Below are 25745 nucleotides of genomic sequence, written 5' to 3' on the forward strand. Positions count from 1 at the left end.
GGTGAAAGTCAAACCCCTTATTGGTTAACCTCATGCGGGATGACGAGATGGAACGGATTTGTATTCGTGGTGGATTCCATCACCGTCGTCCCTGTGTATCCATTGGTATTTAAAAAATCACGGAAGAAGGCGGCAACACCTTGAATCATGATTTTTTCAATATGGTGCCCGGCATCAATCACCATGAGACCAGCCGCTTTCGCATCGTGCGCATTGTGGTATTTCGTGTCCCCGGTCACGAGCACATCCGCGCCGCGATCAATGGCTTCCGGAATAAAATCATTGCCGCTACCGCCGATGACCGCAACGGTTTGGACTTTTGCGTTTAAATCACCGACGGCGTTTACCCCAGGTAAACCGAAAACCTTAATGACATGTTGGGCCAATTGGGCTAAAGTCATCGGTGCCGAAAGTTGCCCGACTCTTCCCAAACCTATTTTGTCCTCTTTGTTTTTCAAAGGATAAAGATCATAGGCGACTTCCTCATAAGGATGGCTATCAAGCATTTTTTTGACGACTCGGCTCAAATCCGCCTCGCGCACAATCGTTTCAATTTTGATTTCATCGACAACCTCTAACTTTCCTGTTTCCCCAATGTAGGGCGTTGTTCCTTCCCCTGGTAAAAATGTGCCTTTTCCGCTTGTATTAAATGTGCAGTGACTGTATTGGCCGATCGCCCCCGCACCTGCATCACCTAGCGCCGCACGAACTTGAACCGCATGTGTCACTGGTACAAAGACAGCCAGTTTCACGAGCGAGTCCGACTGAGCGGGCACAAGAACCGCTGTATTTTGCAAGCCGATGGCGGAGGCGAGCCAATCATTCATCCCGCCTTGAGCGACATCGAGGTTGGTATGTGCCACATACACCGCCAAGTCATTTTTTAGGCATTTTTCGATGATTTTTCCAGAACCGCTATCCGTTAAAATGTTATCCAATGGACGGAAAATAAGCGGATGATGGGCAAAAATCAAATCCGCCCCTTGAGCGATCGCCTCATCCACAACTTCTTCTGTGACGTCCAAAGTCACGATCATTTTTTGGATGTCCTTATTCAGCGTCCCTATTTGCAGACCGACCTTATCCCATTTCTCAGCTAATCGGGGTGGTGCCCATGCTTCAAAAGCGTTGATTAGCGTTTTGCCGTCAATCGTCATGTCGTCACCTCGTTAATCCACTGGATTTCCTTTTCGATCGCGAAACGGCGTTTTGCAATCTCTGGACTCGGGACAGCTTGACCGAGTGATTGCCAAACGCGTTCCCTCTTCTTTAATTCCGCACGCCACTTCTTTAAAAAGATATCGCTTTTCTCTTGAAGCAGAATTGGTCCGAACATGAGCTCTTTTGCGGAATATGTTTTGGGCTGGTCATTTTTTTGTGCCTGAATGATTTCATAGATATGGCCGTCTTCTTCAAGAATCATTTCTTGGTCAATGGTAAAATCGTTCGCCATCAACCAAAGACGGACTTGATGCTCGCCGACATTCGGCTGCAAAATGAGGCGCGTGGCATCCGTCAAACGATCTTTACCTGCCTCCAGAATGCGCCGGATTAATTCTCCGCCCATTCCCGCAATCGTAATACAATCCGCTTCATCTTTTTCGATCACGGAAAGACCGTCGCCCAGGCGAGCAGTAATATGTTCGGAGAGTCCGTATTTTTCGATCGTCGAAAGCGCCGAGCGGTACGGTCCGACATTGATTTCACCGGCTATTCCCTTCTTTATTCGTCCTTCTAAAAATGCGTAACAAGGTAGATAAGCATGGTCAGAGCCGATATCCGCTAATGTATGGGTTGGAGTAATCAAAGATGCCACGGCTTTTAACCGCTCCGAAATCGGTATGTCGTTCATGTCATCACCACACTAAAGTTTCTCATTTTATGATACAAAGCGAATGCGGTGATGGCAAATATCAACATGGCAATGTAAACCGCTAGCATTTGACGATGGGGTGGGTCGCAAAGAAGTTGTCGGTCAATCGCGGATTTTAAGCGAAACGAAAGCTTGCACGATGTAGGTCGGCTTTTCATTGCTCCTCGCCAATCCGTTTAAAATAGCAAAATGGCCACCCCAAAAATGGGATGACCGCGCGTTCAACTTATTTTTTCTTAGCAAGCCACTCGGCGACCTTAGCGGCATCGTCCCCTTGAAGTAAACCGCCAGGCATACCTCCGCCACCTTCGTTAATCTGTTTTAAAATGGCGTCCTTTGAAAGTTTTCCTCCAATATGTTGCAAATTCGGGCCGGCACCGCCTTCTAGGTTTTGACCGTGGCAGGCTGCGCAATTGTCTTGAAAGAGTTTCTCAGGCGTGGCTGTGGCCACGGCGCCTTTATGTTTTGCGGCTTCCCGTTCTTGAGCAGCATGAGCCCCCCACAAACCGACCACCACCATGAGCAGGATTCCGCATGCGGCAATAACGGCAAACGGAATGAGTGGATTCCGTTTCATTTCACGTGCCCTCCTTATGTATCAATTCCTTGTGCAAAAAAACTGCAAATTCTTTTAAATAGACCATTTTTATTTTACTTTATAATACCATTCAAGAAAAGGGAAAACGAATTTGTCACAAATTCGTCACTTTTTATGCCCTCATTATAGATTTTGGTTACAGAAAACGAAATCACAATCTTCATTTAAGCAGGCGATCGGTTCAAACCAAAAGCAAATGGAACGCAAGGCGGCGTTCCATTCACAAAAAAATTTCCGATACAAAAGCCTTTGAGAAGCATATTTTTCCGTAGACAAAGATCAGCAGCCGATTTCGCGCGAGATGACCATTCGCTGTACCTCAGACGTTCCTTCACCGATTTCGAGGAGTTTGGCATCACGCATATACCGCTCCACTTCATATTCTTGCATGTAACCGTTGCCGCCATGAATTTGAATGGCATCCCGGCAAATTTCCATGCAGACTTCAGATGCGTATAATTTGCACATCGCGGCTTCTTTGGTGAATTTCTTGCCTTGGTCTTTTAACCATGCCGCTTTATAAACCATCATTCGAGCAAGTTCAATTTTCATCGCCATATCGGCCAATTTAAACTGAATGACTTGGAATTTGGATAATGGACTTCCGAACTGTTTGCGTTCTTTCGCATAGGCTAGCGCTTTTTCATAGGCGGCTTGGGCAATACCCACCGCCATGGCGCCAATGCCTATTCTTCCGCCATCAAGCGTAATCAAAAATTGTTTAAAGCCTTCCCCGCGTTTGCCGAGAATGTTTTCTTTCGGGACGCGCACGTCTTCGAAAAAGAGCTGCGTGGTGTTGGAGGCATTCAAACCCATTTTGTCATAAGGTTCATCAATCGAAAAACCCGGTGAATCCGTCGGCACAATGATGGCGGTGATTTCTTTTTTACCATCCTTTTTCCCGGTAACGGCCGTAATCGGGACTACCTTGGCATAAGAGGCATTGGTAATAAAACATTTGCTGCCGTTAATGACCCATTCATCTCCATCCTCCCGGGCTTCGGTTTCCGTACCGCCGGCGTCCGACCCGGCTCCGGGCTCGGTCAGCCCAAAGGCACCAAGCGCCTCCCCAGTGCAAATGGGAATGAGATATTTTTGTTTTTGCTCTTCCGTGCCGAATAAATTTAACGGTGCCCCTCCGAGAGATACATGAGCGGAATACGTAATGCCTGTTGATCCACACGCGCGGCTTAGCTCTTCCACCACAATCGCAAAGCTGATGGTGTCGGCCCCGCCGCCACCGTATTTTTCCGGAAAAGGCAAACCGAGAATCCCGAGTTCACCCAGCTTTTTAAATATTTCTTTTGGGAAAGTTTTTGTTCGATCTCGCTCAATCGCTCCTGGTGCGACTTCTTCCTCCGCAAATTCACGAATCATTTTCTGTAAAATTTTTTGTTCATCGGTTAATTCAAAATGCATTGGTTTTTCCTCCCCACCCATTTTTTTAAAAATATAAAATGTATCCGCTTACATAATATTTTAAAGTAAGTCAAACAATGTGGCAAATGGCGTTTACAAAAATATAATCAGAACATTTTTGTAATTCGGTTTGCATCTTTTAGCTGGAAACTGTAAAATAAAAATCAAGATAAAAATAAAAAGTTTACTTCTCACACCGAAGTAAACTTTTACACAAATGGATGCAATTAGAGCGTTGACGTTCGCCTGATGCATGGAATGTTGTTTCGGCCACGCTTTATTCCAAGAAATCTTTAAGCTGTTTGCTGCGGCTCGGATGGCGCAGTTTGCGAAGCGCTTTAGCTTCAATTTGGCGGATGCGTTCTCTCGTCACGCCAAAAACTTTACCCACTTCTTCTAAAGTGCGCGTGCGGCCATCATCTAAGCCAAACCGTAAACGAAGCACGTTTTCTTCGCGGTCGGTTAGCGTGTCGAGCACATCTTCCAATTGTTCTTTCAGTAACTCATAAGCGGCAGCATCGGACGGAGCGGTGGCATCGTGATCCTCAATAAAATCGCCAAGATGGGAATCGTCTTCTTCACCAATCGGCGTTTCGAGGGAAACGGGTTCTTGTGCGATTTTTTGAATCTCACGAACTTTATCGGCGGGTAAATCCATTTCTTTGCCAATTTCTTCTGGTGTTGGCTCACGTCCTAGATCCTGTAACATTTGCCGCTGGACGCGGATGAGTTTGTTGATGGTTTCAACCATATGGACTGGGATGCGAATCGTTCGGGCTTGATCGGCAATGGCGCGGGTAATTGCCTGGCGAATCCACCACGTGGCATACGTGCTGAATTTATAGCCTTTTCGGTAGTCAAATTTTTCAACCGCTTTGATTAAGCCCATGTTCCCTTCTTGAATCAAATCAAGGAATAACATGCCCCGGCCGACATAACGCTTGGCAATACTAACGACAAGGCGCAAATTCGCTTCGGCAAGGCGGCGCTTTGCTTCTTCATCGCCTTTTTCAATCCGTTTGGCTAGTTCAATTTCTTCTTCCGCTGACAGGAGATCCACGCGCCCGATTTCTTTCAAATACATTCGGACGGGGTCATTAATTTTAATGCCCGGGGGGACACTTAAATCATTGAGGTCGAATTCTTCATCTTTGTCCTCATCGTCTAGATCATCCACATCCAAGTCCGCATTATCCTCTAAAACATCGATGCCTAGGTCACCCAGCACCTCGTAAAATTCATCCATTTGTTCTGAATCTTGATCAAATGGCGCTAACTTTTCGGCGATTTCACCATATGTCAACACACCGCGTTTTTTACCTAATTCAATCAATTGTTCTTTCACTTGTTCAAGGCTATTTTCTTGTTCAACTTGTTGTTCACTTGATTTCTCTGCCATTTGATCCCCCTCCTTCCATAACCTAATTCCTTCCCAGCCCTTTTTTTAAGGAAATGATTTCGGCGAGAATTTTGGTTGCTTTTTCAAAGTCATTCGCGCGCTCGGCTTCCTTTCTCTCTCTTTCCTTTTGCCGAATGCGCTCTTCTAAACCATGTTGTCGAATGACCTTAATGCAATCGTCAATGACCTTATCCGTTGCTTGGTCTGTTATCTCCATCATCGCGATTTCGGATGCAACGGATTGCAGTTGTGGATCATTTAGTTTTTGTAAAAATGATGCAATATCTGGAGGCCACCCGTCTTCGTAATAGGCATACAAATGAGCGGCAAGCGCTCCGTACAAGTCCGTATAAAATTCGGCGCCGATCTTCTCGCGGATCGCAAACGCCAGCTCACTGTCATGCATCATGTATGCCAGCAGCTCTCTTTCCGCCATTTGATAAGCAGGTAAAAGCGGACGCGTTTGAGTGACGGGGCGGATTTCGGTTGTTTCTTTTCCGAGTTCCCCCTTACTTTTCCTTTGTCTATAAATTTGATATTGTTGCTGTTTGAGGGCATCCAAAGATATGGAAAATTCCTCAGCCAATTGCCTTAAGTAATGGTCCCTTTCAACCGCTTGCGGAAGCTCGCTTATCTCATGTAATATGGTTTCGATATACTTAAGGCGATCTCCTTCATCATTCATATTTCTTTTTTGACGAAAATATTGCATCTTAAAAGCCATTACCGTCGCGCTTGCCCCTAATACATTGTGACGAAAGGCGTCATCGCCGTACCGTTCAATGTACTCATCGGGGTCTAGCCCCTTCGGCATTCGGGCAATTCTGACGGAACGGTGATACGGCTTTAGCATATCGATCGCCCGAAAGGTGGCTTCCACACCAGCATCATCTGAGTCATAACAGACGATGATTTTTTCTGCATTTCGCGTTAAAAGACCAGCTTGTTCCTCGGTTAATGAAGTGCCCATGGATGCCACACCGTTATCCACACCTGCCTGATAGGCCTTAATGACATCCGCGTAGCCTTCAAATAACACCACCTCGTTTTTTTTCTTAATGGCGGGGCGGGCAACCGGATAGCCGAAAAGCAGTTTCCCTTTATGAAATATATTTGATTCGGGGCTGTTTAAATACTTCGGTTTGGAATCATCCAGCACGCGGCCGCCGAAGGCTACGGTACGCCCTTTCATGTCCGTAATCGGGAACATGACGCGATTTCTGAAGCAATCAAAGATTTTACCATCAAAACCGCGGGTGGCAAGGATCCCGATAGAGACAAATGGTTCTAGCGGAAGTCCGCGCCGTTTTAAAAATCGCGTGGCCGTATCCCACGAATCCGGCGCATACCCGATCTGGTATTTTTCGATGGTCTGAGCTGTAAACCCTCGTTTATCTAAATATTCCCGCGCCGCTTTCCCATAAGACGTTTTCATTAAAAGATAATGGTATAATTTCGTTAATAATTCCATCCCGCGATATAAAGGCTCTGCCTTAGCCTCCCGCCGGATGTTTTCCTGTTCGGTTCTCGGGACATGTATGCCGATTTTTTCGCCAAGATGGCTGACAGCTTCCGGGAAGGTATAGCCTTCCATTTCCATGAGGAAGGTATACACATTCCCACCGATCCCACAACCGAAACAATGGAAAATTTGCTTTTCGGGTGAAACGGAAAATGACGGGGTTTTTTCGCTATGAAACGGGCACAGGCCAAAATAATTTCGCCCTTGTTTCTTAAGTTGAACGTATTCGCTAATGACGTCGACGATATCAACGGACGCTTTCACTTTTTCGATCAACGCTTCATCGACCCGCATGCCAATCCCCTCCCCCGTCCAACCAAAATGGGCGCTTAAGCCAGCAGATCGGTTAAAACCCGACGGAAAAGCCTGCGGTCTTCTTCGGTAAATGGTTTTGGTCCTTTCGTCCGATGACCTTCGGCTCTTTCTTTTTTCCCTATATAACGATTGTATAAAATAAGCGGGATGTCTTTATCGTTTACGATTATTCCCGTTGGGGTTAAAACCAACACCGCCTTTGCTGTCAGAAGCGCTGAAAGCCCCATATCTGAGGTGATGACGATATCGTTGGCTGCGGCATGACTTGCGATATAAAAATCCGCAGCATCCGGATCTGGATCCACGTAAACCCATTCGCCGGGATAATGATCGGTTATGTGCCGATAGGATGCGACATAAATCACTGGAATTCGATGCCGTTCCGTCAATTCATAAATGTCCTTTTTGACGGGACAGCTGTCGGCATCGACAAAGACTCTCTTCTTTATCAATAATTCGATATCCTCCAGTCAAAATCCTTTTAACCGATGCATATTTAAATTTTTTGACTTTTAACGAATGGATGTTCGAAACCTTTACTGGTTATTTTTATCACAAAAATGTATTATAATACATAGGAATTTTACATGGCAACCTATTCGCTTATAAATATCTACACTTATATTTATTCAAACCTTGTGTATAAATGAAACAATATGCACGGTGATCATTAAAAGTTCCGCTTGTTTTTATAATACTGCTCAATGATTATATTGGCTGTCTCTTCCACCGCCCGCTTGGAGACATCAATCACCGGGCAGCCAATTTTTTGGACGATGCTCTCGAAATAGTTGAGTTCCTCCTGTATGCGATCCAACTGAGCATAGTTAGCATCTGCTGCGAGTCCCAAAGATTTTAACCGTTCTTTGCGGATATGGTTCAACTGCTCTGGGCTAATGCGCAAGCCAAAACATTTTTTCGGATTGACTTGAAAAAGCTCTTCTGGAGGTTCGACTTCCGGCACGATTGGCACGTTAGCCACTCTTAGCCGTTTTAAGGCTAAATATTGGGACAAAGGGGTTTTAGACGTTCTCGAGACGCCGATCAGAACGATATCCGCCCGCAAAATGCCTCTTGGGTCGCGCCCATCATCGTATTTTACCGCAAATTCAATGGCTTCCACACGTTTGAAATAGTCTTCATCCAGTTTATGCACAAGTCCGGGTTCATAAACAGGACTGGATTGAAAAACATCTTCCATTCTGGTTAAGACAGGTCCCATGATGTCGACATACGGTACGCCCTCTGTTTCCAACAATCGGACGGCCGTCTCACGGATTTCCGGTACAACTAACGTAAAGACGACCATTGCTTGATTTTCTTTGGCAGCCGTGATAATTTCCTCAACGCTTTTTATGTCATTGACATATGGAAACCGTTCAACATCTACCGTGACATTTTTAAATTGGCTTACGGCTGCTTTTATAACAAGTTCGGCTGTTTCGCCGACTGAATCAGATATGACATAAATGCGTTGCTCATTAATCCGTTCCATCTTGCTCCTCCGTTTTATTCGATTTCACCTTCGGCCAATTCCAAAAAGGCCTTTGTAATATTCGTTTTCGTAATTCTGCCGATGACTTCCAACCCTTTGTCGGTCTCCCTCACAACCGGCAAACCATCGATTTGCCGTTGAATGAGGAGTTTTGCCACGTCGATCACTAAATCCGTGCTCTTACATGTGGTAATGTTTGGCATCCGCGACATGATGACGCTGACTGGTATCGCGTTTAAGTTTTGATTGCCGATCGATGCCCGCAAGAGATCCTTCCGCGAGAGCACCCCCGTTAAAACCGCATCCTTATTAACGACAAACAATGTTCCGACATCTTCAAGAAACATGGTACAGATGGCATCGTAGGCAGAGGCGCCTTCTTGAATGACCACCGGTATCGATTGATATGCCTTTACCGTCATCCGTTTAAGGCGATCCGTCAAAAGTTTTGAAGGTGTTTTGCCAGTATAAAAATATCCCACGCGGGGTCTGGCATCTAAAAAACCACTCATGGTGAGGATGGCTAGATCAGGCCTCAATGTCGCACGGGTGACATGCAACTGATCCGCGATTTGTTCCCCTGTGATCGGCCCGTTTTCCTTTACGATTTCCAATATCTTCTTTTGCCGTTCGCTTAAGTCCAAGGTTCTGTTCACCGCCCTTACAACTCATCATGCCCTATATTTTTTATACATGATCGCTAAAAAGTCCTGCTTTTTTTATAAAATTTTTGTTGAAAAACATAGGAAAATCCTCGCCAACCGGCGAGGAAGGTCGATTCTCTACCATCTAGGGATTGGGTCGAACTAAAAGGCATCGGCTGCTTCGATTTGCTCGATAAATCGTTTAGTCTTTAATCTCATGCCGGAATTAGCATCATAATACATGGTCAGGATGCGCTTGAATTCATCCAAGGTTTCCGGCTTTAGATTAATTTTTCCTAACCGTGCGACATTGATTTGTCTAAACAGTTTAAACAACTTAATAAAGGTTTCAGAAACCGGCACGGCATGGGGGTCTTCCTGTGTGCAGCGGAAACAGAGCAACCCGCCGCCGGAAACGGAGAACTTAAACGGCCCATCCGTTCTCCCACAATGGATACAACCGCTCATGACAGGTTCGATTCCTAAAACCGCAAGCATCTTGACTTCAAAAATAAACATCAACACCTGTGGCTCAAGGCCATTGTTCATCTCATTTAACAAAGTCAGGACGAGTTGAAACAACGGCGGACTCAACGTATCCGCTGCGGGCATTTTGTCGATAAAATCGACGATATAAGCAGCATAGGCCATTTTGTAAATATCTGCTTTTAAGTAGCGAAAAGGGTTTTCGACTTCGCCCTGATGAAGCGTACCAAGCCCTTTTCCAATGGAATAGATATAAACCCCATGGGTAAGGATTTGACTGCTTGCAGAAAGCTTGCTTCGGGGTTTTTTTGCCCCCCTCGCCATGAGGCCAACTTTACCGTATTCTCTCGTAAATAAAGTGATGATCTTGTTCGATTCCCCATAATCTGTTGCCCGAAGGACAATACCTTCCGCCTTGGTGTTCATACTCTTCCCGCCGTTTCCCTATATTCCAAGAATGTATTAAACCGTCGGCTGTTCTTCAGCGGCGTATTCTTCCGCCGAAGACGCCTCCGCCTCAAATTCCCTTTCCATCTCTTTCATGAGCAAATAGGTGTCAATACTTCCGGTCTTACAAAAGACTTTCCAAACAAAGTCTATCATGTTTAAAACCACCTTTCATGTTTTAACACCTTGTTTTTTTAGTTTCTCACGAATCGGTGCAAAACATGAAATGGAAAAAATGACAATAATGGTGACAAATTCGGTTATATTGCCGGGACTTCCCGGCTCGCTCGCCCCAACTCACCAATTTTTTCCTACAGCTCATTTGCCATCAGTAGTCGTCTTCATTAAATCCGAAATCATGGAGCAACTGCGTTTTATCGCGCCAATTTTTTTGGACTTTTACCCATAATTCCAGATAAACCTTTGAACCGAGAAGTGCCTCAATATCTCGGCGTGCTCGCGTGCCAATTTCTTTTAACATGCGGCCGTTTTTTCCGATAATGATTCCTTTTTGCGAATCCCTTTCCACAATTATCGCGGCTAACACATCAATCATGGATCCGTTTTTCCGCGTTTCAATGTTTTCAATCATGACGGCAATCGAATGCGGCACTTCTTCTTCCGTTAAGTGAAGAATTTTTTCCCGAATGATTTCGGATATGATAAACCGCTCCGGATGGTTAGTCACTTGGTCATCGGGGTAATATTTCGGCCCCTCTTCAAGGACATTGATGATTTCCGCCATCATCGTTTGCGTATTTTGCCCGTTCTTTGCCGAAATCGGTATGACTTCTTGGAAAGGAAACGCTTGACGATATTCATCAATGAGCGGCAAAAGATCATCAGGATGAACCTTGTCAATTTTATTCACAATCAAAAAAACGGGGGAATGACATTTTTTCAATTGCTCGATGATAAATTCATCGCCGCGTCCCTTACCGCTTTCCGCATCAACCATGAAAAGGACGAGATCCACTTCATTTAACGTGTTGATGGCGATTTTGGTCATGTATTCCCCAAGTTTATGTTTTGGTTTATGTATACCAGGCGTGTCGATAAAAATGACTTGAGCCTCATCTGTTGTATAAACACCTTGTATTTTATTCCGAGTTGTTTGCGGTTTATTACTCATGATCGCAATTTTTTGGCCGATGATATGATTCAACAATGTGGATTTTCCAACATTCGGCCTGCCGATGAGTGCGACAAAACCTGATTTAAAATCCATATTTCGTCAAATCCTTTGTCAGTAATGTTCCCAAGTGCAACGCCACAACCAAACTTTTTTTACTCATAAAGAACACCAACCTTATTTTAAAAAAGATATCTACTAAAAATGATCACTCCGATGATGGCGCTCGCCACCGCCACGACAAGAACGGCACCTGCCGCGACATCTTTTGCTTGCTTCGCTATTGGATGGTCGTTTTGGGTGTATAGATCTACCGTTCGTTCCACAGCCGTATTCATCAACTCAAAAGCAAAGACTAAAAAAATGAGCAATAATAGTATAACCCAATCCGAGCGGCTGACATGGAACCATGCCGCAAAAAGAATGACCAAAATGGCGCAAACACCATGGATTTTCATGTTTTTTTCACTGCGGAAAGCATGTATAAGACCCGCCCAAGCCGCCCGAACACTCGTTAAAAACCGCTTTTTCTTTGCCACATTTATGACCTCGTTAAGCCGAACTTATTTAAAATGTCTTCTTGGAGCGCAAACATTTCTTGTTCGTCTGCTTTCTCCATATGGTCATACCCTAATAAATGTAAAAAACCATGAACGACGAGAAATCCGATTTCCCGTTCAAAGGAATGACCGTATTCTTCTGCTTGAGAGACGGCTTTCGGAACGGAGACGATGATATCCCCTAAAACCCTCGGGACATCTTCGCCGATAATCGGAACTTCCTCTTCGGTTATTTCTTCAAGGGCAAATGAAATGACGTCGGTCGGATAATCTTTCCCGCGATATTCCAAATTGATTTTATGTATGGTCGGGTTATCCACGAAAGTTAAAGACAGTTCAGCGTTACCGACTTTCATTTGATCCGCGGCAAACTGCAACAAATCCTTAACTTGTTGCAGTTGTTTTTCGTTTAAATAATCATGGTCATCTTGGACCGCAATATGAAGTGCCATTTACTACCCTCCGCTTTCTGTCAATAAGAAGGCATAGATCTGTTGTTTTGAGCAAAGACAAACCTAAACGCCCTTTATGATACCTGTTTAATGCGTCATTTTCTTACCGTTAAGAAAAAGGCTGGCTGAAGTCCGCGTTATCAAAATACGTGGATTCAGCCGCTCTTTATTTTTCTGGCCGGCAAATCTTCCGGATATTCAATGCGAGAATGAAAAACGCCTTGAAGCGTTTCAATTAATGAGGCGCGGACGGTATATAATTCTTTCATTGTCAAGTCGCATTCGTCAAACTGCCCATCTTCCAACCGATCGTTGAAAATCGATTGCACGAGCGCTTCGATTTTTTCTGGTGTCGGATGTTTCATGGATCGAACAGCGGCTTCGACACTGTCTGCCAGCTCAACAACCGCGGCCTCTTTCGTCTGCGCTTTCGGACCGGGATAGCGAAAATCGCTTTCCAGAACCTCTCCGCCTTCTTCCTTTGCCTTGTGGTAAAAATATTTGATCAGAGTTGTGCCATGATGTTGCTCTGCGATATCAATGATTTCCTTCGGGATTTTTGCTTCCTTCAGCATCTTTGCCCCGTCATATGGATGGGCCATGATGATGGTTTTGCTTAAATGCGGCGAGATTTTATCATGAGGGTTTTCCCCGTTCATTTGATTTTCCACGAAAAAGCGCGAGCGCTTGGTTTTCCCTACATCATGATAATAGGCGGCGACGCGGGCAAGCAAGCCGTTCGCACCGATGGCTTCGCAGGCGCGTTCGGCAAGATTGGCAACCATGATGCTGTGATGATACGTGCCCGGGGCTTCGATGAGGATTTTCCTCAAAAGCGGATGGTTTGGGTTGGCCAATTCGATGAGTTTCATGGGTGACAGAATGTTAAAGACCGCCTCAAAGAACGGCATTAATCCAATGGTTAAAACGGTCGCCAAAAAGGCGGACAGAAATGCCAAGCCGATTTCCATCCCCAATTCCAAAATATGAATGGAACCACCTTTAATAAAATGAAGCGAACAAGCCGCGAGAACATTGACCGTTGCAATCATTAAACCAGCTGGTAAATACCGCAAACGCCCCCGACTTTCCCGCCATACCAAGGCACCGGCCATGGCGGAGCATAACACATAAATAGCCATTGTCGCATTGAAAGCCCCGCTGTTTCCGCCAAAGATATAACCGCTCGAAACAGCTGCCACAATACTGTAAACCACAGCCAAGCGCTTACTTAATAAAATGGTCATCAGTAACGGGCCACAGGCGACAGGCACTACGAATTCAATATGATTCACATGGACGTTTTTTAAAAGGTTGGCGAGTTCCAAGAGAACAACAATTAACACATGTATGCATAAAAACATCAGCAAGTTGCTTGTATCTGGTTCGCCTTGCTTTTGTTTTAACTGTTTTAACTCTAAAACCAGTAACATGGTACAAAAAGCAACAAGAATGGCGAGGCTGATGAAAGGCAAGATTTTATAATGATTGTCCAACAAACCGACAACCTTGAGTTTATGAAGGACATCCCGCGTGATGAGATCCCCTTTTTTGACGATGACTTCCCCTTGGTGAATGACAACCGGTTCAATGGCCTTTACAGCATCTTCCTTGTTCTTTTTCGTCGCCTGTGCATCAAAGACATAGTTCGGAACAATCGCATAGCGCAAAATATCAGAAAGAGCTGCCGTTAAATCGTCATTGACGACCGATTTCGGGATCGACCGTATCGCTTTATTTTGCGCATCTTCTAGATCCGCCCATTTGATTTTATCCATCATCGTATCATAAATGGTGGAATTGGCAATTTCTTGGGCAAGAGCAAAATCGCGGTCAGAAACCGAAAGCAACGTCCGCAATGTGTCGTCCGACAGTTTTCCGCCTGTCGTATTTTTCAGTTTCTCCCGCGCGTCTTTTACGGCGTCTTCCAATTTCGCTGCTTGTTGCGCTTTAAGTTGATTGCCCTCAGCGTGAGCGTCGTTTGCTGCATCATTTGCCGTTTGCTTTTTCTCCCGCAAGTCCGCTAATACATTAAAAATATCACCGGTTTTTTCCACTTGGAGCATGGCGGTATCTTTGTTAAAGACATAAGTGGTTGGAGTATTGGCCGATGCCTGTCTGCGCAAATTGTTTGTCGTTTCCTGATCAACAATTTCTACAGGGGATTGAATGTCATAACGAGCAATGTCGTGAAGTTTGACATGGACGGTATCAGGCAGCGCGGCATTTATCATGGCCAAGTATAAAATCACACCAATCAAAACATAAATCACATAAGTTAACCACGCGCGCTTGACCACCCGCTGCCAAATCGCTTTCCATTCCCACGGCATCATCCTTAACCCCCCTTCAAACAGAGCGATGCTATTTTGCCTCATACGCTTGGATGATTTTTTGTACAAGCGGATGACGGACGACATCGAGGCGTTTTAGCTCGATAAAGGCAATCCCTTTGATATCTTTTAACGTTTCACACGCCTCTGCGAGCCCTGAAGTCTTGCCTTTGGGTAAATCCACTTGTGTGATGTCGCCGGTAATGATCATTTTTGAACCAAAACCGAGCCGGGTTAAAAACATCTTCATTTGCTCTGGCGTTGTGTTTTGCGCTTCATCTAAAATGACATAGGCATCTTCTAACGTTCGCCCGCGCATATACGCAAGAGGGGCGACTTCAATGGTCCCGCGTTCTAAAAGCCGGGCGGTATGTTCAGTACCGAGTATATCATGGAGCGCGTCATACAAAGGCCGTAAATACGGGTCGACTTTTTCTTTCAAATCACCCGGCAAGTAACCTAGTGATTCCCCCGCTTCAACAGCTGGTCGAGTGAGAACGATGCGTTTGATCCACCCTTTTTTTAAAGCAGTCACCGCCATCACGACGGCCAAATAAGTTTTTCCTGTACCAGCAGGCCCAATCGCAAACACCAAATCGTGTTTCCGCATTGCTTGGACATATCGGCGTTGGCCAAGCGTTTTCACGCGAATTGGTTTTCCTTTAGAGTTAATCGTAATTTCTTCATCATATAAGTCCACAAGTGCGTCAATCATACCTTCTTCAGCCAATTGGACGGCGTAGACGACATCTCTTTCCGATATGGCGATCCCTCGCTTAACCAATTTTATTAAGCCTTTTAAGACATCCTCAACGGTTTGCACTTTGTTTGGGTCACCGGAAACGGATACTTGACCGCCTCGGGTGACAAGGGATACGTCTAATTTTTCTTCGATGATTTTTAAAAAGCTATCACTCGGGCCAAAGAGCGTGATCGCATCCCCGGCATGCTCAAGATGTAAGTGTATCGTATGCAAAAGGTTTTCGGACAATATTGCTCAGTCTCCTTAACTCCATCGTAGTCCTTTTCTTTTTCTTAGTCTACCATAGGAATAACACAAAATTCCATTAAATATCGAAAAACTCACCGCTATTTCCAAACGGTGAGCGGACTGAGCGCTTTTAAGAAGCTGGTGCTTTTTTCTCTTTTTCTTTGCGAATGTGTTTTATTCGTTCACTAGGGATGATCACCCGTGGTTTTGTAATGTCTTCTTCGACGGTCATGAGCAAGTTTAAATGCAGTTCCCCGTTTTCTACAAACCTTTTTCGTATATCGATCGCCAACACTCTGGCATCCTCCGATAATTTTTGCAGCAACTGATTAGCGGCGGTTTCTTTCCCAATAGCCAGCGCTTCATCCATAGTCAACTGTCGGTGAGTGGTATCGGTTTTCCGATACGTTATTCTTTCATAAGAAACAGGCAAGTCCCAAAAAAGAAAATGAAAAGGCTTGATTTCTCTATCGACGTGGGCTTCCTTGTAAGGATGACTTTTAAAGCCCCAAATGGGTAGCGACCAGCCAAACACTTTCAACTGATGTTTGCGGTAAATGTCGCCTGTCATCGTTGTGTAGGCCGTCTTTAAGGGCACGCTTACGTCCGAGCGATACCACGTTTCCCCCATCACTTTTCCTTTAGCAGCGACGAACTTCGGATTATCTTCATTCCCGATGCTTCCGGAAACGAGTAATTGCCCAGGTTCTACGACTTGATCCGGTTCAACAACAGCGACTCCCTTTTCAACAAAGATCCGACGAATTTTCGCTTCTTTTGTGGCAATCAAATCCCGCGGTCCGGTTTCTTTTTCCCTTGGCGGTAGCTCCTTTTGGACGATATCCACATGATAGGTTGTCCCGTCTTTGGAGACACCTATCCATGTCGCTTTTTTAATTTGCCCTAATAATTCATCCTCAATGGTTTCAAGCGAGGGAAGGAAAAAAGTCAGCGACCCGACATGAACATTCATTTTTTTCAAGGCGCTGCGGATTTGTTTTTCCACTACGGGGTCAGCCCCGCTCACATCAATCCGCCAGACCATATTTGATAAAATAAAAATCAGTGCGAAGGCAAACAAGATGCCGATTAAAATACCCGTTCTGGACAAAAGACGGCGGATGAGAAATGGCAAGCCGCTCCGTCCTTCAAAATGAATGCGGCAGTCCGTGGCTTTTAAAATCGGTTTGATTCTCCTGATATCTTTTAACATCAGCGAACAAACAATTTCTCGATCCCCAACCCGTTCGATATCCCAAATGGCTATGGATTCCTTTACGCATCGGTTGATAAAGGCTTCGGGAATTCTTCCGCGAACGGTGACCCTGACATGGCCGAACAGCATTTCATTCCAGTTTTTTTTCACTTTGGTCACTCCTAGCCATCAATAAATTCGATACTTTTAATCGTCCCCTCCAACAAGATTTCTTCCGGTAAAATGGTTTTTAAGATAAAATTTTGCCCCTTTATCAGGAGTTGTCCCTGTTTCATGGACAGCCTTAATTCTTCTTTGGAGAAGGCTATAACCCCTTTATGGTTTTCTATGTATATATGCAGCCGCCCGATCATTGTGATCCGCGGCAAATCCATGATCACATCGGCCGGCATGTCGGTATGGTCAACGAACCACTGTTGGACTTTGTTTTGCCATTTCCGGGCCACCCTTCACCACCTCTTTATCATCTTTATGTTATAGAAAGCCTGGCTATCACCATTTATCTCGCCTTAAGCCTGCTAACCACCGAACCTATTTTGAATGCTTCGAGAAAAAAATTAGCTCCGCCAAACCTTTTAGGTGAAGGCAGAGCCATAGTTCCTCTTTTACCGGCCGGATAATTGAACAGTCCGTGTGCGCCTTTTTCGTGCGTTCAGAGCTTTCATTCCGCTTATACCAGCTTGATCAAGGATATTCCTATATTGAATTTATTTTATAATACTTCGCTGAGTTTGCCATTCTCCGGTCGGGGATATGTACGATATCCAACGTAAAAAAGGTCTATCCCTACAAGGAGATAGACCTTTCGTTGGTTCATTTATGATAAGCGTTGTTGAACGAGGCGATTGACTTTAGCCCCGTCTGCTTTACCTTTCACTTTCGGCATGATGCGCTGCATGACTTTACCCATGTCAGCTTTCGTTTTCGCGCCGCTTTCTGCGATCGCTTCATCGATAAGCTTCTCAAGTTCTTCATCCGAAAGCGGTTTGGGCATATAAGATTGGATGATGTCGATTTCGCCCTTAACTTGCTCTTCTAAATCTTCTCGACCGGCGTTTTTAAACTCTTGGAGGGAATCTTTCCTCTGCTTGAGTTCCCGGGATAACACGGTTAACGCTTCGTCTTCCGATAATTCTTTATTCAAATGAATGGCTTCATTTTGAAGGGATGCCTTTAACATCCGGATCACCGATAGGCGCGTTTTATCCTTCTGTTTCATGGCTTCCTTCATGTCCCGGGTTAGTTGATCCAACAAACCCATGAAGACAACTCCTTCTAGTATCTGCGTTTTTTGCGCGCAGCCTCTGATTTATGTTTGCGACGGACACTCGGTTTTTCGTAGTGTCTGCGCTTTTTAATTTCCGCTAGCGTTCCGGATTTTGCGACTGAACGCTTAAAACGGCGCAGCGCGTCTTCAATCGATTCATTTTTACGAACCTTTGTTTCTACTGCCATACCGTGTTTCCCTCCCTCCGAAAAGCGAACGCTTATGAAGGGCGTGGTCAAAAAAGGGACTCGCCCTGAGTCATTTTCGCCGTTACACTTTTACATGTATAAAAAATCCATGTCGTTTGTATTATATATGAATTAACGCCCGCGGTCAACTTAAGATTCGCTAGCGTCCTTTAAGCGATGCGCTTCCAGCTTTTTGATGAAGTCATCATCCAAAGGGATGGCTTTGTTCTTTTCCCCGTTTAACCATACGACCACCGATTCCCCTCGAGCAATCAGCGTTTGACTTTCCTTATCGCGAATATCATGCACGAGTGTAAAACTTTTGCGCCCGATTTTAGCTACAGCCGTTTCCACCTGAATCACCTGATCGAAATAGGCTTGGGCAATAAAATCGCAGTGCAAGGATACGACCGCCATCGTCACATCTTTAGTTTCCAACGATAGCCCGATTTGTTTCGTAAAATCAACACGCGCTTCCTCCAAATAGATGAAATAACTGACGTTGTTGACGTGTCCTACTGCATCCGTTTCACAAAAGCGCACGCGAATGTCAGTTACCGTTGCCATTTTTTTCACTCCAGACGCTTGCAGTCATGTTTATAAGCCTTGTCCAATAGAATGATATGGGTGAGATAAATGTTTACGCTTATAAGCACATTTATTATTTATATTACGATATTCTTTTTCGGAATGACAGTGATGCGCATCGGGATGCTGAACGCGTCCGAGGACCGTTTAAAAATGTATTTATATCGGGTGACGGACAAGCCCATCAAAGGTCTTTTTTTCGGGATGATTCTGACGGCGGCAATGCAAAGCAGCTCAGCCGTTACGGTTATCGCCATTGGTCTGGTATCTGCGAAATTGATCTCATTTCAGCAAACCATCGGCGTCATTCTCGGCTCGAATATCGGGACGACGGTGACCGGTGAAATCGCTACCATTGATCTAGGATCCCATTTTTGGGTTCTTCTCGTCCTTGGTGTCGTCCTCATGTTCCTGCCTTATCAAAAAGCGTTCGTGGCCGGGACATTCAGTTTTGGGCTCGGCTCGCTGTTCTGTGCAATGAACGGCTTTCAATCACTAGCCGGGCCCGTTGAAAACTTGGCATCGATGCGAACTATCCTTGATGCCGTCAATCATTCATTAGCTTTAGCCATTATTGTGGGCTGTGTTTTTACGGCGATCATCCAATCCAGTGCTGCCACCCAGCTCCTCGTCATGGGGCTTGCCACCGCGGATCTCTTAACGCTTCCTGCGAGCTTCGCCATCGTTCTCGGTGCGAATATCGGGACATGTATGACGGCGCTTCTTGCCGCCCTTCCGTCCGGTAAACCGGCACGCTACACGGCTTATACGCATACCTTATTCAATTTCCTCGGCGTTTTATTGTTTTACCCCATTCTCCCAATTTTTGCGGATGGAGTGGCGAAAGTGTCGCGAGCGCCGGATCAAGCGATTGCCCATATGTCCGTCCTATTCAACGTCATCACGGCTTTTCTTGCCCTTCCTTTCGCCAATAGTTATGGCAGATGGGTGGACAAGATCTTAAATCGCTGAGAATATAAAGAAAACTCCACCTAGCCATTAAGGTGAAGATGGGGACTTTGTTCCCCTTATGCTAGCCCGAAAAAAGTTTATGCTTTCTGACCTATAAAAAAACTCGGCTCTGCCAAGCCTATTAGGCAAAGGCAGAGCTATAGTTGATCGGACATTTACCCTCCGCACATAACGGACTTCATTACCCTTACACAGCGGTTTGGTCCGCATCCGAGTGCAAATCATTAAGATCGACATGATCGTCCAAAACGCGGACGAATTGCCCGTCACAGTACGGATAGCCGGCTTTCACGATTTTTACGCGCACAAGTTTGCCTTCCATATCCGGTGTGGCTGGAAAGCGGACCTTTAGATAATTATCCGTATAGCCAACCCATTGGCCGGTTGAAGCATCTTTGTTATAAGGTTCTTCCGGTATGACCTCCAACACTTCGTTTTCGTATGCTTTGGCATATTCCAATGCCAGCTGATCGTTCAAGGCGATCAAACGGCGCACACGGTCGTGTTTGATGTCCTCTGGGACTTGATCCGGCATGCGACTTGCCGGCGTCCCCGTCCGCTTCGAATACGGAAACACATGGAGTTCGGCGAATTTTAACCGGCTGATGAAATCATACGTCTCTTGAAACTCGGCTTCGGTTTCACCCGGGAAGCCGACAATGACATCCGAAGTCAAGGCAAAATCCGGAAGCGCCTCGCGAAGACGGGCGATTTTTTCGGCATAAAAGTCAGTTGTATATTTCCGACGCATTCTTTTAAGAACGGTGTCCGAACCTGATTGCAGCGGAATATGCAAGTGACGGGCGATGACCTTGGAGCGATCAATCGTTTCAATAACCTCTTCGGTAATTTGACTTGCTTCGATTGATGATATACGGAGCCGCTTCAGGCCTTTGACGTTGGCCTCGAGATCGCGTAAAAGACGGGCAAAATTATAATCCTTCATGTCTTCGCCGTAACCAGCCGTATGAATGCCTGTCAAGACGATTTCTTTATAGCCGGCATCCACTAATTTTTGCGCTTGTTCCAAGACTGCCTGAGGTTCACGCGAGCGCAGAAGTCCCCGTGCCCACGGAATGATGCAGAAGGTGCAGAAATTATTGCATCCCTCTTGAATTTTTAAGGAAGCTCGCGTACGGTCCGTAAACGATGGTACGTCAAGTTCTTCAAAGACACGGGCTTTCATAATGTTGGAAACGCCATTGATGGGTTCCCGTTCTTTTTTAAATTGTTCAATATAACCGAGCATTTTTTCACGGTCTTGTGTGCCCACAACGATATCTACGCCGGGGATCCCCATGACTTCAGCGGGGGATGTTTGCGCGTAGCAGCCGGTCACGCATATAACGGCGTCAGGATTTTTGCGTACGGCCCGGCGAATCATTTGCCGGCTTTTCCGGTCGCCGGTATTTGTGACCGTACAAGTATTGATGACATAGACATCGGCTCGATCGTCAAAGTCTTTGCGTTCATAACCGTTTTTTTGAAAGAGCTGCCAAATCGCTTCCGTTTCATAATGGTTCACTTTGCAGCCTAAAGTATGAAAAGCCACTGATGGCATGTGCATTCACTCCAATAATTCAAAATGATAGGAGGCCGCGGATAAGAGATAAAGCCCAGCCGTCTCCGTGCGCAAAATGCGTTTTCCAAGAGCCACCTTCGTAAAGCCGGCATCATCTAATGCCGCAATCTCGCTTTCACTTAGCCCGCCTTCCGGTCCAATCACTGTCAAAAGCGACTCTTTTGGCTTCATTTTTCGAAAGATGGCGGAAAGTCCCTTCATTGCGCCGGACTTGGCTTCCTCTTCATAAGCCACGACTTTATAATCAAAATGTTTACTCGCCTCTATCAATTGTAATATGGATAGCGGTTCCGTCACATCTGGTATTTTATTCCTATGCGACTGCTCAGCCGCTTCTTTGGCGATTTTTTTTAACCTGTCCCGCTTGCGTGCAATTTTTGCTGCGCCTTCCCATTTGACGACAGCGCGTTCCGCCTGAAACAAAATAAACGCCTCAGCTCCCAATTCTGTCCCTTTTTGCACGATCCAGTCCAGTTTATCACCTTTTGGGAGCCCTTGAGCAAGAGCGATGCGAATGGGCAATTCATGATTCTCATCGAGTTCCTGCTCGATATCAGCGATGACTTCACCATCAAGGATCGCCGAAAGTGAACAAAGATAAGCACGGCCGTTTGTTTGGCAGCAAATAATACGGTCACCTGGCCGCATTCGCATAACCTTTGAGATGTGCCGAGCATCGTCGCCAACGATCTTTACCTGACCTTGTTCAATTTCTGATTCCGAAACAAAATACCGTTGCATCGTTTCACCTTATTTGCGGCTAACTATTGAGACCCAATCTTCTTCGCTCTCGATGTCGATGATGGTAAAGCCAGCGTTGCGGAGTGCCTCTTCGACATCTTTGCGCTTGTTTTCAATAATCCCGGACGCGATAAAAACGCCGCCAGGGCTCAATAAGCGATAGGCATCATCGACAAGGCGCAGAATGACTTCTGCCAAAATGTTCGCAACGACCAACTGATAAGTACCATCGACATGGTCGGCGAGATTGCCGTGTTTTACCTCGACCACCTCTTGCACTTTGTTCACTTTAACATTCAGTTTGGCCACTTTCACCGCAACCTCATCAAGGTCAACAGCGAGGACGCGGTTTGCTCCGAGCTTGGCACAAGCAATGCTTAACACGCCGGAGCCCGTTCCAACATCTAAGACATCTTCACCTGGCCGGAGATATTTTTCAATCGCTCGTAAACAAAGCACGGTCGTTGGATGCGTCCCCGTCCCAAAAGCCATCCCTGGATCGAGCTCGATGACTTTTTCGTCAGCAGATTCCGGTTGGTAATCTTCCCATGTGGGGACGATCGTTAAATGATCCGTAACTTTTTGCGGTTTATAATACTTTTTCCAAGCGGTTGCCCATTGTTCTTCATTGACCTCACTAATGGTAATCGTATTTCGTCCAAGGTCGATGTCATACAAGAGAAGGGCGTTGATTTGTTCTTTTATTTGCTCAACGGTCTCCCCCAAAAAGCTGTTTACTGGGAGATAGGCTTTGATATTGACGCCTTCATCCGGGTAATCCGCGGGATCGAGTTCGTAAACCTCACCATAACGATCCGGCCATGTGCGTTTCAAATCTTCCGCATCTTCAATCACCACACCACCGGCTCCGGCTTCATGTAAAATATTTGAAATCGGTTCAATCGCTTCCCGCGTCGTATGAATGCATATTTCCGACCAATTCATGGGCCACCGGCCTCCATTCTCAATCCGCTTTAAAGGCGCGTTTCACCTTTGAAAAAAACGTATCATTTTGTTCATCAATGGGGTTTTGACCGCTGAGTTCTGCAAGTTCACGGAACAAAGCCTTTTCCCGTTCAGACAAATGCCGTGGGGTGACGACCTTCACCGTCACATGTTGGTCACCCTGCCCGTAACCCCGAACATTTTTAATACCTTTTCCTTTCAAACGAAAATGGGTGCCGGTTTGCGTCCCAGCGGGGATTTTCAACTTCACTTTACCGTAGAGCGTCGGCACCTCGATTTCATCACCAAGCGCTACCTGAGCAAAATTGAGCGGAATCGTGCAGTAAATGTCATCGCCGTCCCGTTCAAAGAATTTATGGGGTTTGACATGGAATACAATGTATATGTCACCGGGCGGTCCGCCGTTAATTCCGGCTTCACCTTGGCCGGATAAGCGGATTTGTTGACCATCATCGACGCCCGCAGGAATTTTGACATGGATTTTTTTATGGATACGCACGCGACCCGTACCGCCACAGCGGCCGCATTTTTCCCTTACTATTTTACCCTTGCCTTGGCAATAATGACAAACGCGGCGATTGACGATGCGACCAAACGGTGTGTTTTGTTCGAGATTTAATTGGCCGCTTCCGCCACAGTGAGAACACGTCTCTGGTTTTGTTCCTGGACGAGCACCAGAACCATGACATGTCGTACAAGTCTCCTCACGGGGAATTTCAATGTCGGTTTCTTTCCCGAAGGCGGCTTCCTCAAATTCCAGCGTCATCGTATATTGCAAATCTGCTCCTTGGCGGGGCGCATTGGGATCTCGGCGCCTTGTACCACCGCCGAAGAACATGTCAAAGATGTCACCGAATCCGCCAAAATCCGCTCCTTGGAATTCACCGGCACCGCCAAAGCCTTGATTCGGGTCGGCATGACCGAACTGGTCATAATGCGCTTTCTTCTGTGGGTCGCTAAGCGTTTCGTACGCTTCTTTAACTTCTTTAAACTTTTCTTCGGCGTTTGGATCATCCTTATTCACATCAGGATGGTATTTCCGTGCTAACTTGCGATACGCTTTCTTGATTTCTTCTTTCGTCGCGTTTCGATCCACGCCTAGCACTTCATAGTAATCTCGTTTCGCCATGCGATTTCCTCCCGACAGGTTTCACATAAATTTTATCTTAGCACCAAAACTTCCCGAGATGCAATGTTCAAACACGGCGTTCTTGAAAAAAGTCGAAGCCGCTTTTCGGCTTCGACTCACTTATGAAAGCTAGAGCGGTGCTCTTATTATTTTTTATCGTCGTCTTTAACTTCCTCGTACTCGGCATCAACGACGTTATCATCCTTTTTGGAATCGGCACCACCGGTTGATTGAGCTTGTTGTTGCTGAGCCATTTGTTGATACAGTTTAACGGACAAGTTCTGGACGATTTCTTGAAGTTCGTCTTTCGCTTTGCGAATGGCATCCACATCTTTGGATTCCAATGTTTTCTTTAGCTTATCTTTTGCCTCTTCAGCTTTTTTCTTATCCGCACTGTCGACTTTATCTCCTAAGTCTTTCAGCGTCTTTTCGGTTGTGAAGATCAGCTGATCCGCTTCGTTGCGGAGATCCACTTCTTCTTTACGCTTACGGTCGGCCTCCGCGTTTTCTTCCGCTTCTTTGATCATGCGTTCGATTTCTTCATCCGACAGACCGGTATCGGATTTAATAGTAATCGATTGTTCGCGGTTTGTGCCTTTGTCCTTCGCGCGGACATTAACGATGCCGTTCGCGTCGATTTCAAATGTGACTTCAATTTGCGGAATGCCGCGCGGTGCCGGCGGGATATCCGTTAACATGAAGCGGCCAAGCGTTTTGTTATCAGCGGCCATTGGGCGTTCCCCTTGCAGAACATGAATTTCCACAGAGGTTTGGTTATCTGCAGCCGTTGAGAAAATTTGCGATTTGCTCGTCGGAATCGTTGTGTTCCGCTCGATCAGTTTCGTGAAGACACCGCCCATGGTTTCAATACCCAAGGAAAGAGGTGTAACGTCTAGTAAAACGACATCCTTGACTTCACCAGCTAAAACACCAGCTTGAATAGCGGCCCCAAGAGCCACGACTTCATCTGGGTTAACCCCTTTGTGCGGTTCTTTACCCGTCAGACGTTTAATCGCCTCCTGAACAGCTGGAATCCGGGTGGAACCACCAACTAAAATAACTTTATCGATTTCATCGTAACTTAACCCGGCGTCAGGTATGTGTAAAATATTTCTCGAAGCAAAATGATGGAAAAAAATAGAGAAGGCACTCTAACATAAATGTATGCCACCAAGCAAATACATTTGAAGAGAGGCCTTCTCATGGAAAACATTATACCAAAAATATACCAATTGTTAAATGAAACTCGCGATTTTATTTCGTTTGAAGAACAGCTTAAACGGCTGATGTACAGCACATTTGCCGACGTGATGGGCATTGTCTTTGGTCAACTCGATGAAGCCATTGTGAATGAAAAAAGAAAAGAAGGATGGAAAAGAGAACGTAAAGATAAAAAGACGTTGACGTTTACTTTTGGGGCTGTGACTTAC

General features: G+C 45.7%; 27 protein-coding genes and 1 pseudogene. 2 read left to right on the forward strand and 26 right to left on the reverse strand.

Features of this window, described 5'->3' with window-relative positions:
* Positions 1-17: 17 nt before the first annotated feature.
* From H532_RS0107775 to H532_RS0107880, 21 genes are all read right to left on the reverse strand, one after another.
* Positions 18-1157, reverse strand: coding sequence for a Nif3-like dinuclear metal center hexameric protein (locus H532_RS0107775; RefSeq protein ID WP_038111819.1), 1140 nt, complete (start codon positions 1155-1157; stop codon positions 18-20).
* The gene (locus H532_RS0107780) at positions 1154-1852 is read right to left on the reverse strand and encodes a tRNA (adenine(22)-N(1))-methyltransferase (protein WP_027725023.1); all 699 of its coding nucleotides are present in this window, start codon (positions 1850-1852) and stop codon (positions 1154-1156) included. Before H532_RS0107780 ends, H532_RS0107775 begins: the two co-directional genes overlap by 4 nt.
* A gap of 247 nt (positions 1853-2099) precedes the next feature.
* On the reverse strand, positions 2100-2450 hold the full coding sequence (gene cccA / locus H532_RS0107790; protein WP_027725024.1) for a cytochrome c550: 351 nt from the start codon (positions 2448-2450) through the stop codon (positions 2100-2102).
* Between the two features lie 300 nt (positions 2451-2750).
* Positions 2751-3890: an acyl-CoA dehydrogenase gene (locus H532_RS0107795; RefSeq protein ID WP_027725025.1), complete on the reverse strand. Its 1140-nt coding sequence runs from the start codon at positions 3888-3890 to the stop codon at positions 2751-2753.
* Between the two features lie 277 nt (positions 3891-4167).
* Positions 4168-5289 (reverse strand): RNA polymerase sigma factor RpoD, encoded by a 1122-nt coding sequence (rpoD, locus tag H532_RS0107800; protein WP_027725026.1) that lies wholly within the window; start codon positions 5287-5289, stop codon positions 4168-4170.
* A gap of 22 nt (positions 5290-5311) precedes the next feature.
* On the reverse strand, positions 5312-7105 hold the full coding sequence (gene dnaG, locus H532_RS0107805; protein WP_027725027.1) for a DNA primase: 1794 nt from the start codon (positions 7103-7105) through the stop codon (positions 5312-5314).
* A gap of 35 nt (positions 7106-7140) precedes the next feature.
* Positions 7141-7578: a YaiI/YqxD family protein gene (locus tag H532_RS0107810; RefSeq protein WP_051263213.1), complete on the reverse strand. Its 438-nt coding sequence runs from the start codon at positions 7576-7578 to the stop codon at positions 7141-7143.
* Between the two features lie 218 nt (positions 7579-7796).
* Positions 7797-8612, reverse strand: coding sequence for a pyruvate, water dikinase regulatory protein (locus H532_RS0107815; protein WP_027725029.1), 816 nt, complete (start codon positions 8610-8612; stop codon positions 7797-7799).
* 23 nt (positions 8613-8635) lie between these two features.
* On the reverse strand, positions 8636-9277 hold the full coding sequence (ccpN, locus tag H532_RS0107820; protein WP_038111823.1) for a transcriptional regulator CcpN: 642 nt from the start codon (positions 9275-9277) through the stop codon (positions 8636-8638).
* 150 nt (positions 9278-9427) lie between these two features.
* Positions 9428-10177, reverse strand: a complete 750-nt coding sequence (recO, locus tag H532_RS0107825; RefSeq protein ID WP_027725031.1) for a DNA repair protein RecO — start codon at positions 10175-10177, stop codon at positions 9428-9430.
* Between the two features lie 36 nt (positions 10178-10213).
* Positions 10214-10354 (reverse strand): YqzL family protein, encoded by a 141-nt coding sequence (locus H532_RS19870; RefSeq protein ID WP_081412381.1) that lies wholly within the window; start codon positions 10352-10354, stop codon positions 10214-10216.
* Between the two features lie 172 nt (positions 10355-10526).
* On the reverse strand, positions 10527-11426 hold the full coding sequence (gene era / locus H532_RS0107835; protein ID WP_027725032.1) for a GTPase Era: 900 nt from the start codon (positions 11424-11426) through the stop codon (positions 10527-10529).
* Between the two features lie 86 nt (positions 11427-11512).
* On the reverse strand, positions 11513-11869 hold the full coding sequence (locus tag H532_RS0107840) for a diacylglycerol kinase family protein (protein ID WP_245566433.1): 357 nt from the start codon (positions 11867-11869) through the stop codon (positions 11513-11515).
* Between the two features lie 2 nt (positions 11870-11871).
* Positions 11872-12342, reverse strand: coding sequence for an rRNA maturation RNase YbeY (gene ybeY, locus H532_RS0107845; protein WP_027725034.1), 471 nt, complete (start codon positions 12340-12342; stop codon positions 11872-11874).
* Between the two features lie 155 nt (positions 12343-12497).
* On the reverse strand, positions 12498-14678 hold the full coding sequence (locus tag H532_RS0107850) for an HD family phosphohydrolase (protein ID WP_245566434.1): 2181 nt from the start codon (positions 14676-14678) through the stop codon (positions 12498-12500).
* A 28-nt stretch (positions 14679-14706) separates the two neighbouring features.
* Positions 14707-15666: a PhoH family protein gene (locus H532_RS0107855; RefSeq protein WP_027725036.1), complete on the reverse strand. Its 960-nt coding sequence runs from the start codon at positions 15664-15666 to the stop codon at positions 14707-14709.
* Between the two features lie 130 nt (positions 15667-15796).
* Positions 15797-17032 carry a sporulation protein YqfD gene (gene yqfD / locus H532_RS18250; protein WP_051263214.1) on the reverse strand — a complete coding sequence of 412 codons (1236 nt, stop codon included), beginning with the start codon at positions 17030-17032 and terminating at the stop codon, positions 15797-15799.
* 11 nt (positions 17033-17043) lie between these two features.
* A complete protein-coding gene (gene yqfC / locus H532_RS0107865) occupies positions 17044-17328 on the reverse strand; it encodes a sporulation protein YqfC (RefSeq protein WP_027725037.1) in 285 nt (94 codons plus the stop codon).
* Between the two features lie 371 nt (positions 17329-17699).
* Positions 17700-18143 (reverse strand): GatB/YqeY domain-containing protein, encoded by a 444-nt coding sequence (locus tag H532_RS0107870; protein WP_027725038.1) that lies wholly within the window; start codon positions 18141-18143, stop codon positions 17700-17702.
* A 14-nt stretch (positions 18144-18157) separates the two neighbouring features.
* Positions 18158-18337 (reverse strand): 30S ribosomal protein S21, encoded by a 180-nt coding sequence (gene rpsU, locus H532_RS0107875; RefSeq protein ID WP_027725039.1) that lies wholly within the window; start codon positions 18335-18337, stop codon positions 18158-18160.
* Between the two features lie 150 nt (positions 18338-18487).
* Complete coding sequence (locus tag H532_RS0107880; protein WP_027725040.1) at positions 18488-18904, reverse strand: acyl-CoA thioesterase; 417 nt, start codon at positions 18902-18904, stop codon at positions 18488-18490.
* A gap of 69 nt (positions 18905-18973) precedes the next feature.
* Between H532_RS0107880 and H532_RS0107885 the strand changes: the two genes are divergently transcribed.
* Entirely contained in the window at positions 18974-19897 is a 924-nt protein-coding gene (locus H532_RS0107885) for a Na/Pi symporter (protein ID WP_027725041.1), read from the forward strand.
* A gap of 187 nt (positions 19898-20084) precedes the next feature.
* Here the strand turns inward: H532_RS0107885 and mtaB are convergent, their stop codons facing one another.
* The 5 genes and pseudogenes from mtaB to H532_RS18255 all read right to left on the reverse strand — a co-directional run.
* Positions 20085-21458 carry a tRNA (N(6)-L-threonylcarbamoyladenosine(37)-C(2))-methylthiotransferase MtaB gene (gene mtaB / locus H532_RS20290; protein WP_027725042.1) on the reverse strand — a complete coding sequence of 458 codons (1374 nt, stop codon included), beginning with the start codon at positions 21456-21458 and terminating at the stop codon, positions 20085-20087.
* 6 nt (positions 21459-21464) lie between these two features.
* On the reverse strand, positions 21465-22220 hold the full coding sequence (locus H532_RS20295) for a 16S rRNA (uracil(1498)-N(3))-methyltransferase (protein WP_027725043.1): 756 nt from the start codon (positions 22218-22220) through the stop codon (positions 21465-21467).
* Between the two features lie 9 nt (positions 22221-22229).
* Positions 22230-23165, reverse strand: coding sequence for a 50S ribosomal protein L11 methyltransferase (prmA, locus tag H532_RS0107900; RefSeq protein WP_027725044.1), 936 nt, complete (start codon positions 23163-23165; stop codon positions 22230-22232).
* A gap of 19 nt (positions 23166-23184) precedes the next feature.
* The gene (gene dnaJ, locus H532_RS0107905) at positions 23185-24315 is read right to left on the reverse strand and encodes a molecular chaperone DnaJ (RefSeq protein ID WP_027725045.1); all 1131 of its coding nucleotides are present in this window, start codon (positions 24313-24315) and stop codon (positions 23185-23187) included.
* A 146-nt stretch (positions 24316-24461) separates the two neighbouring features.
* Positions 24462-25415, reverse strand: a pseudogene (locus tag H532_RS18255) (Hsp70 family protein); the annotation flags it as partial.
* Between the two features lie 102 nt (positions 25416-25517).
* On the opposite strand from H532_RS18255, the gene H532_RS0107915 reads away from it, so the two are divergent.
* On the forward strand, positions 25518-25745 hold a 228-nt coding region (locus H532_RS0107915), incomplete at its 3' end, for a UPF0236 family transposase-like protein (RefSeq protein ID WP_027724065.1).

Origin of the sequence: Tuberibacillus calidus DSM 17572 (assembly GCF_000430685.1) — a bacterium.
In the GTDB taxonomy this organism is placed as follows: Bacteria; Bacillota; Bacilli; order Bacillales; family Sporolactobacillaceae; genus Tuberibacillus; species Tuberibacillus calidus.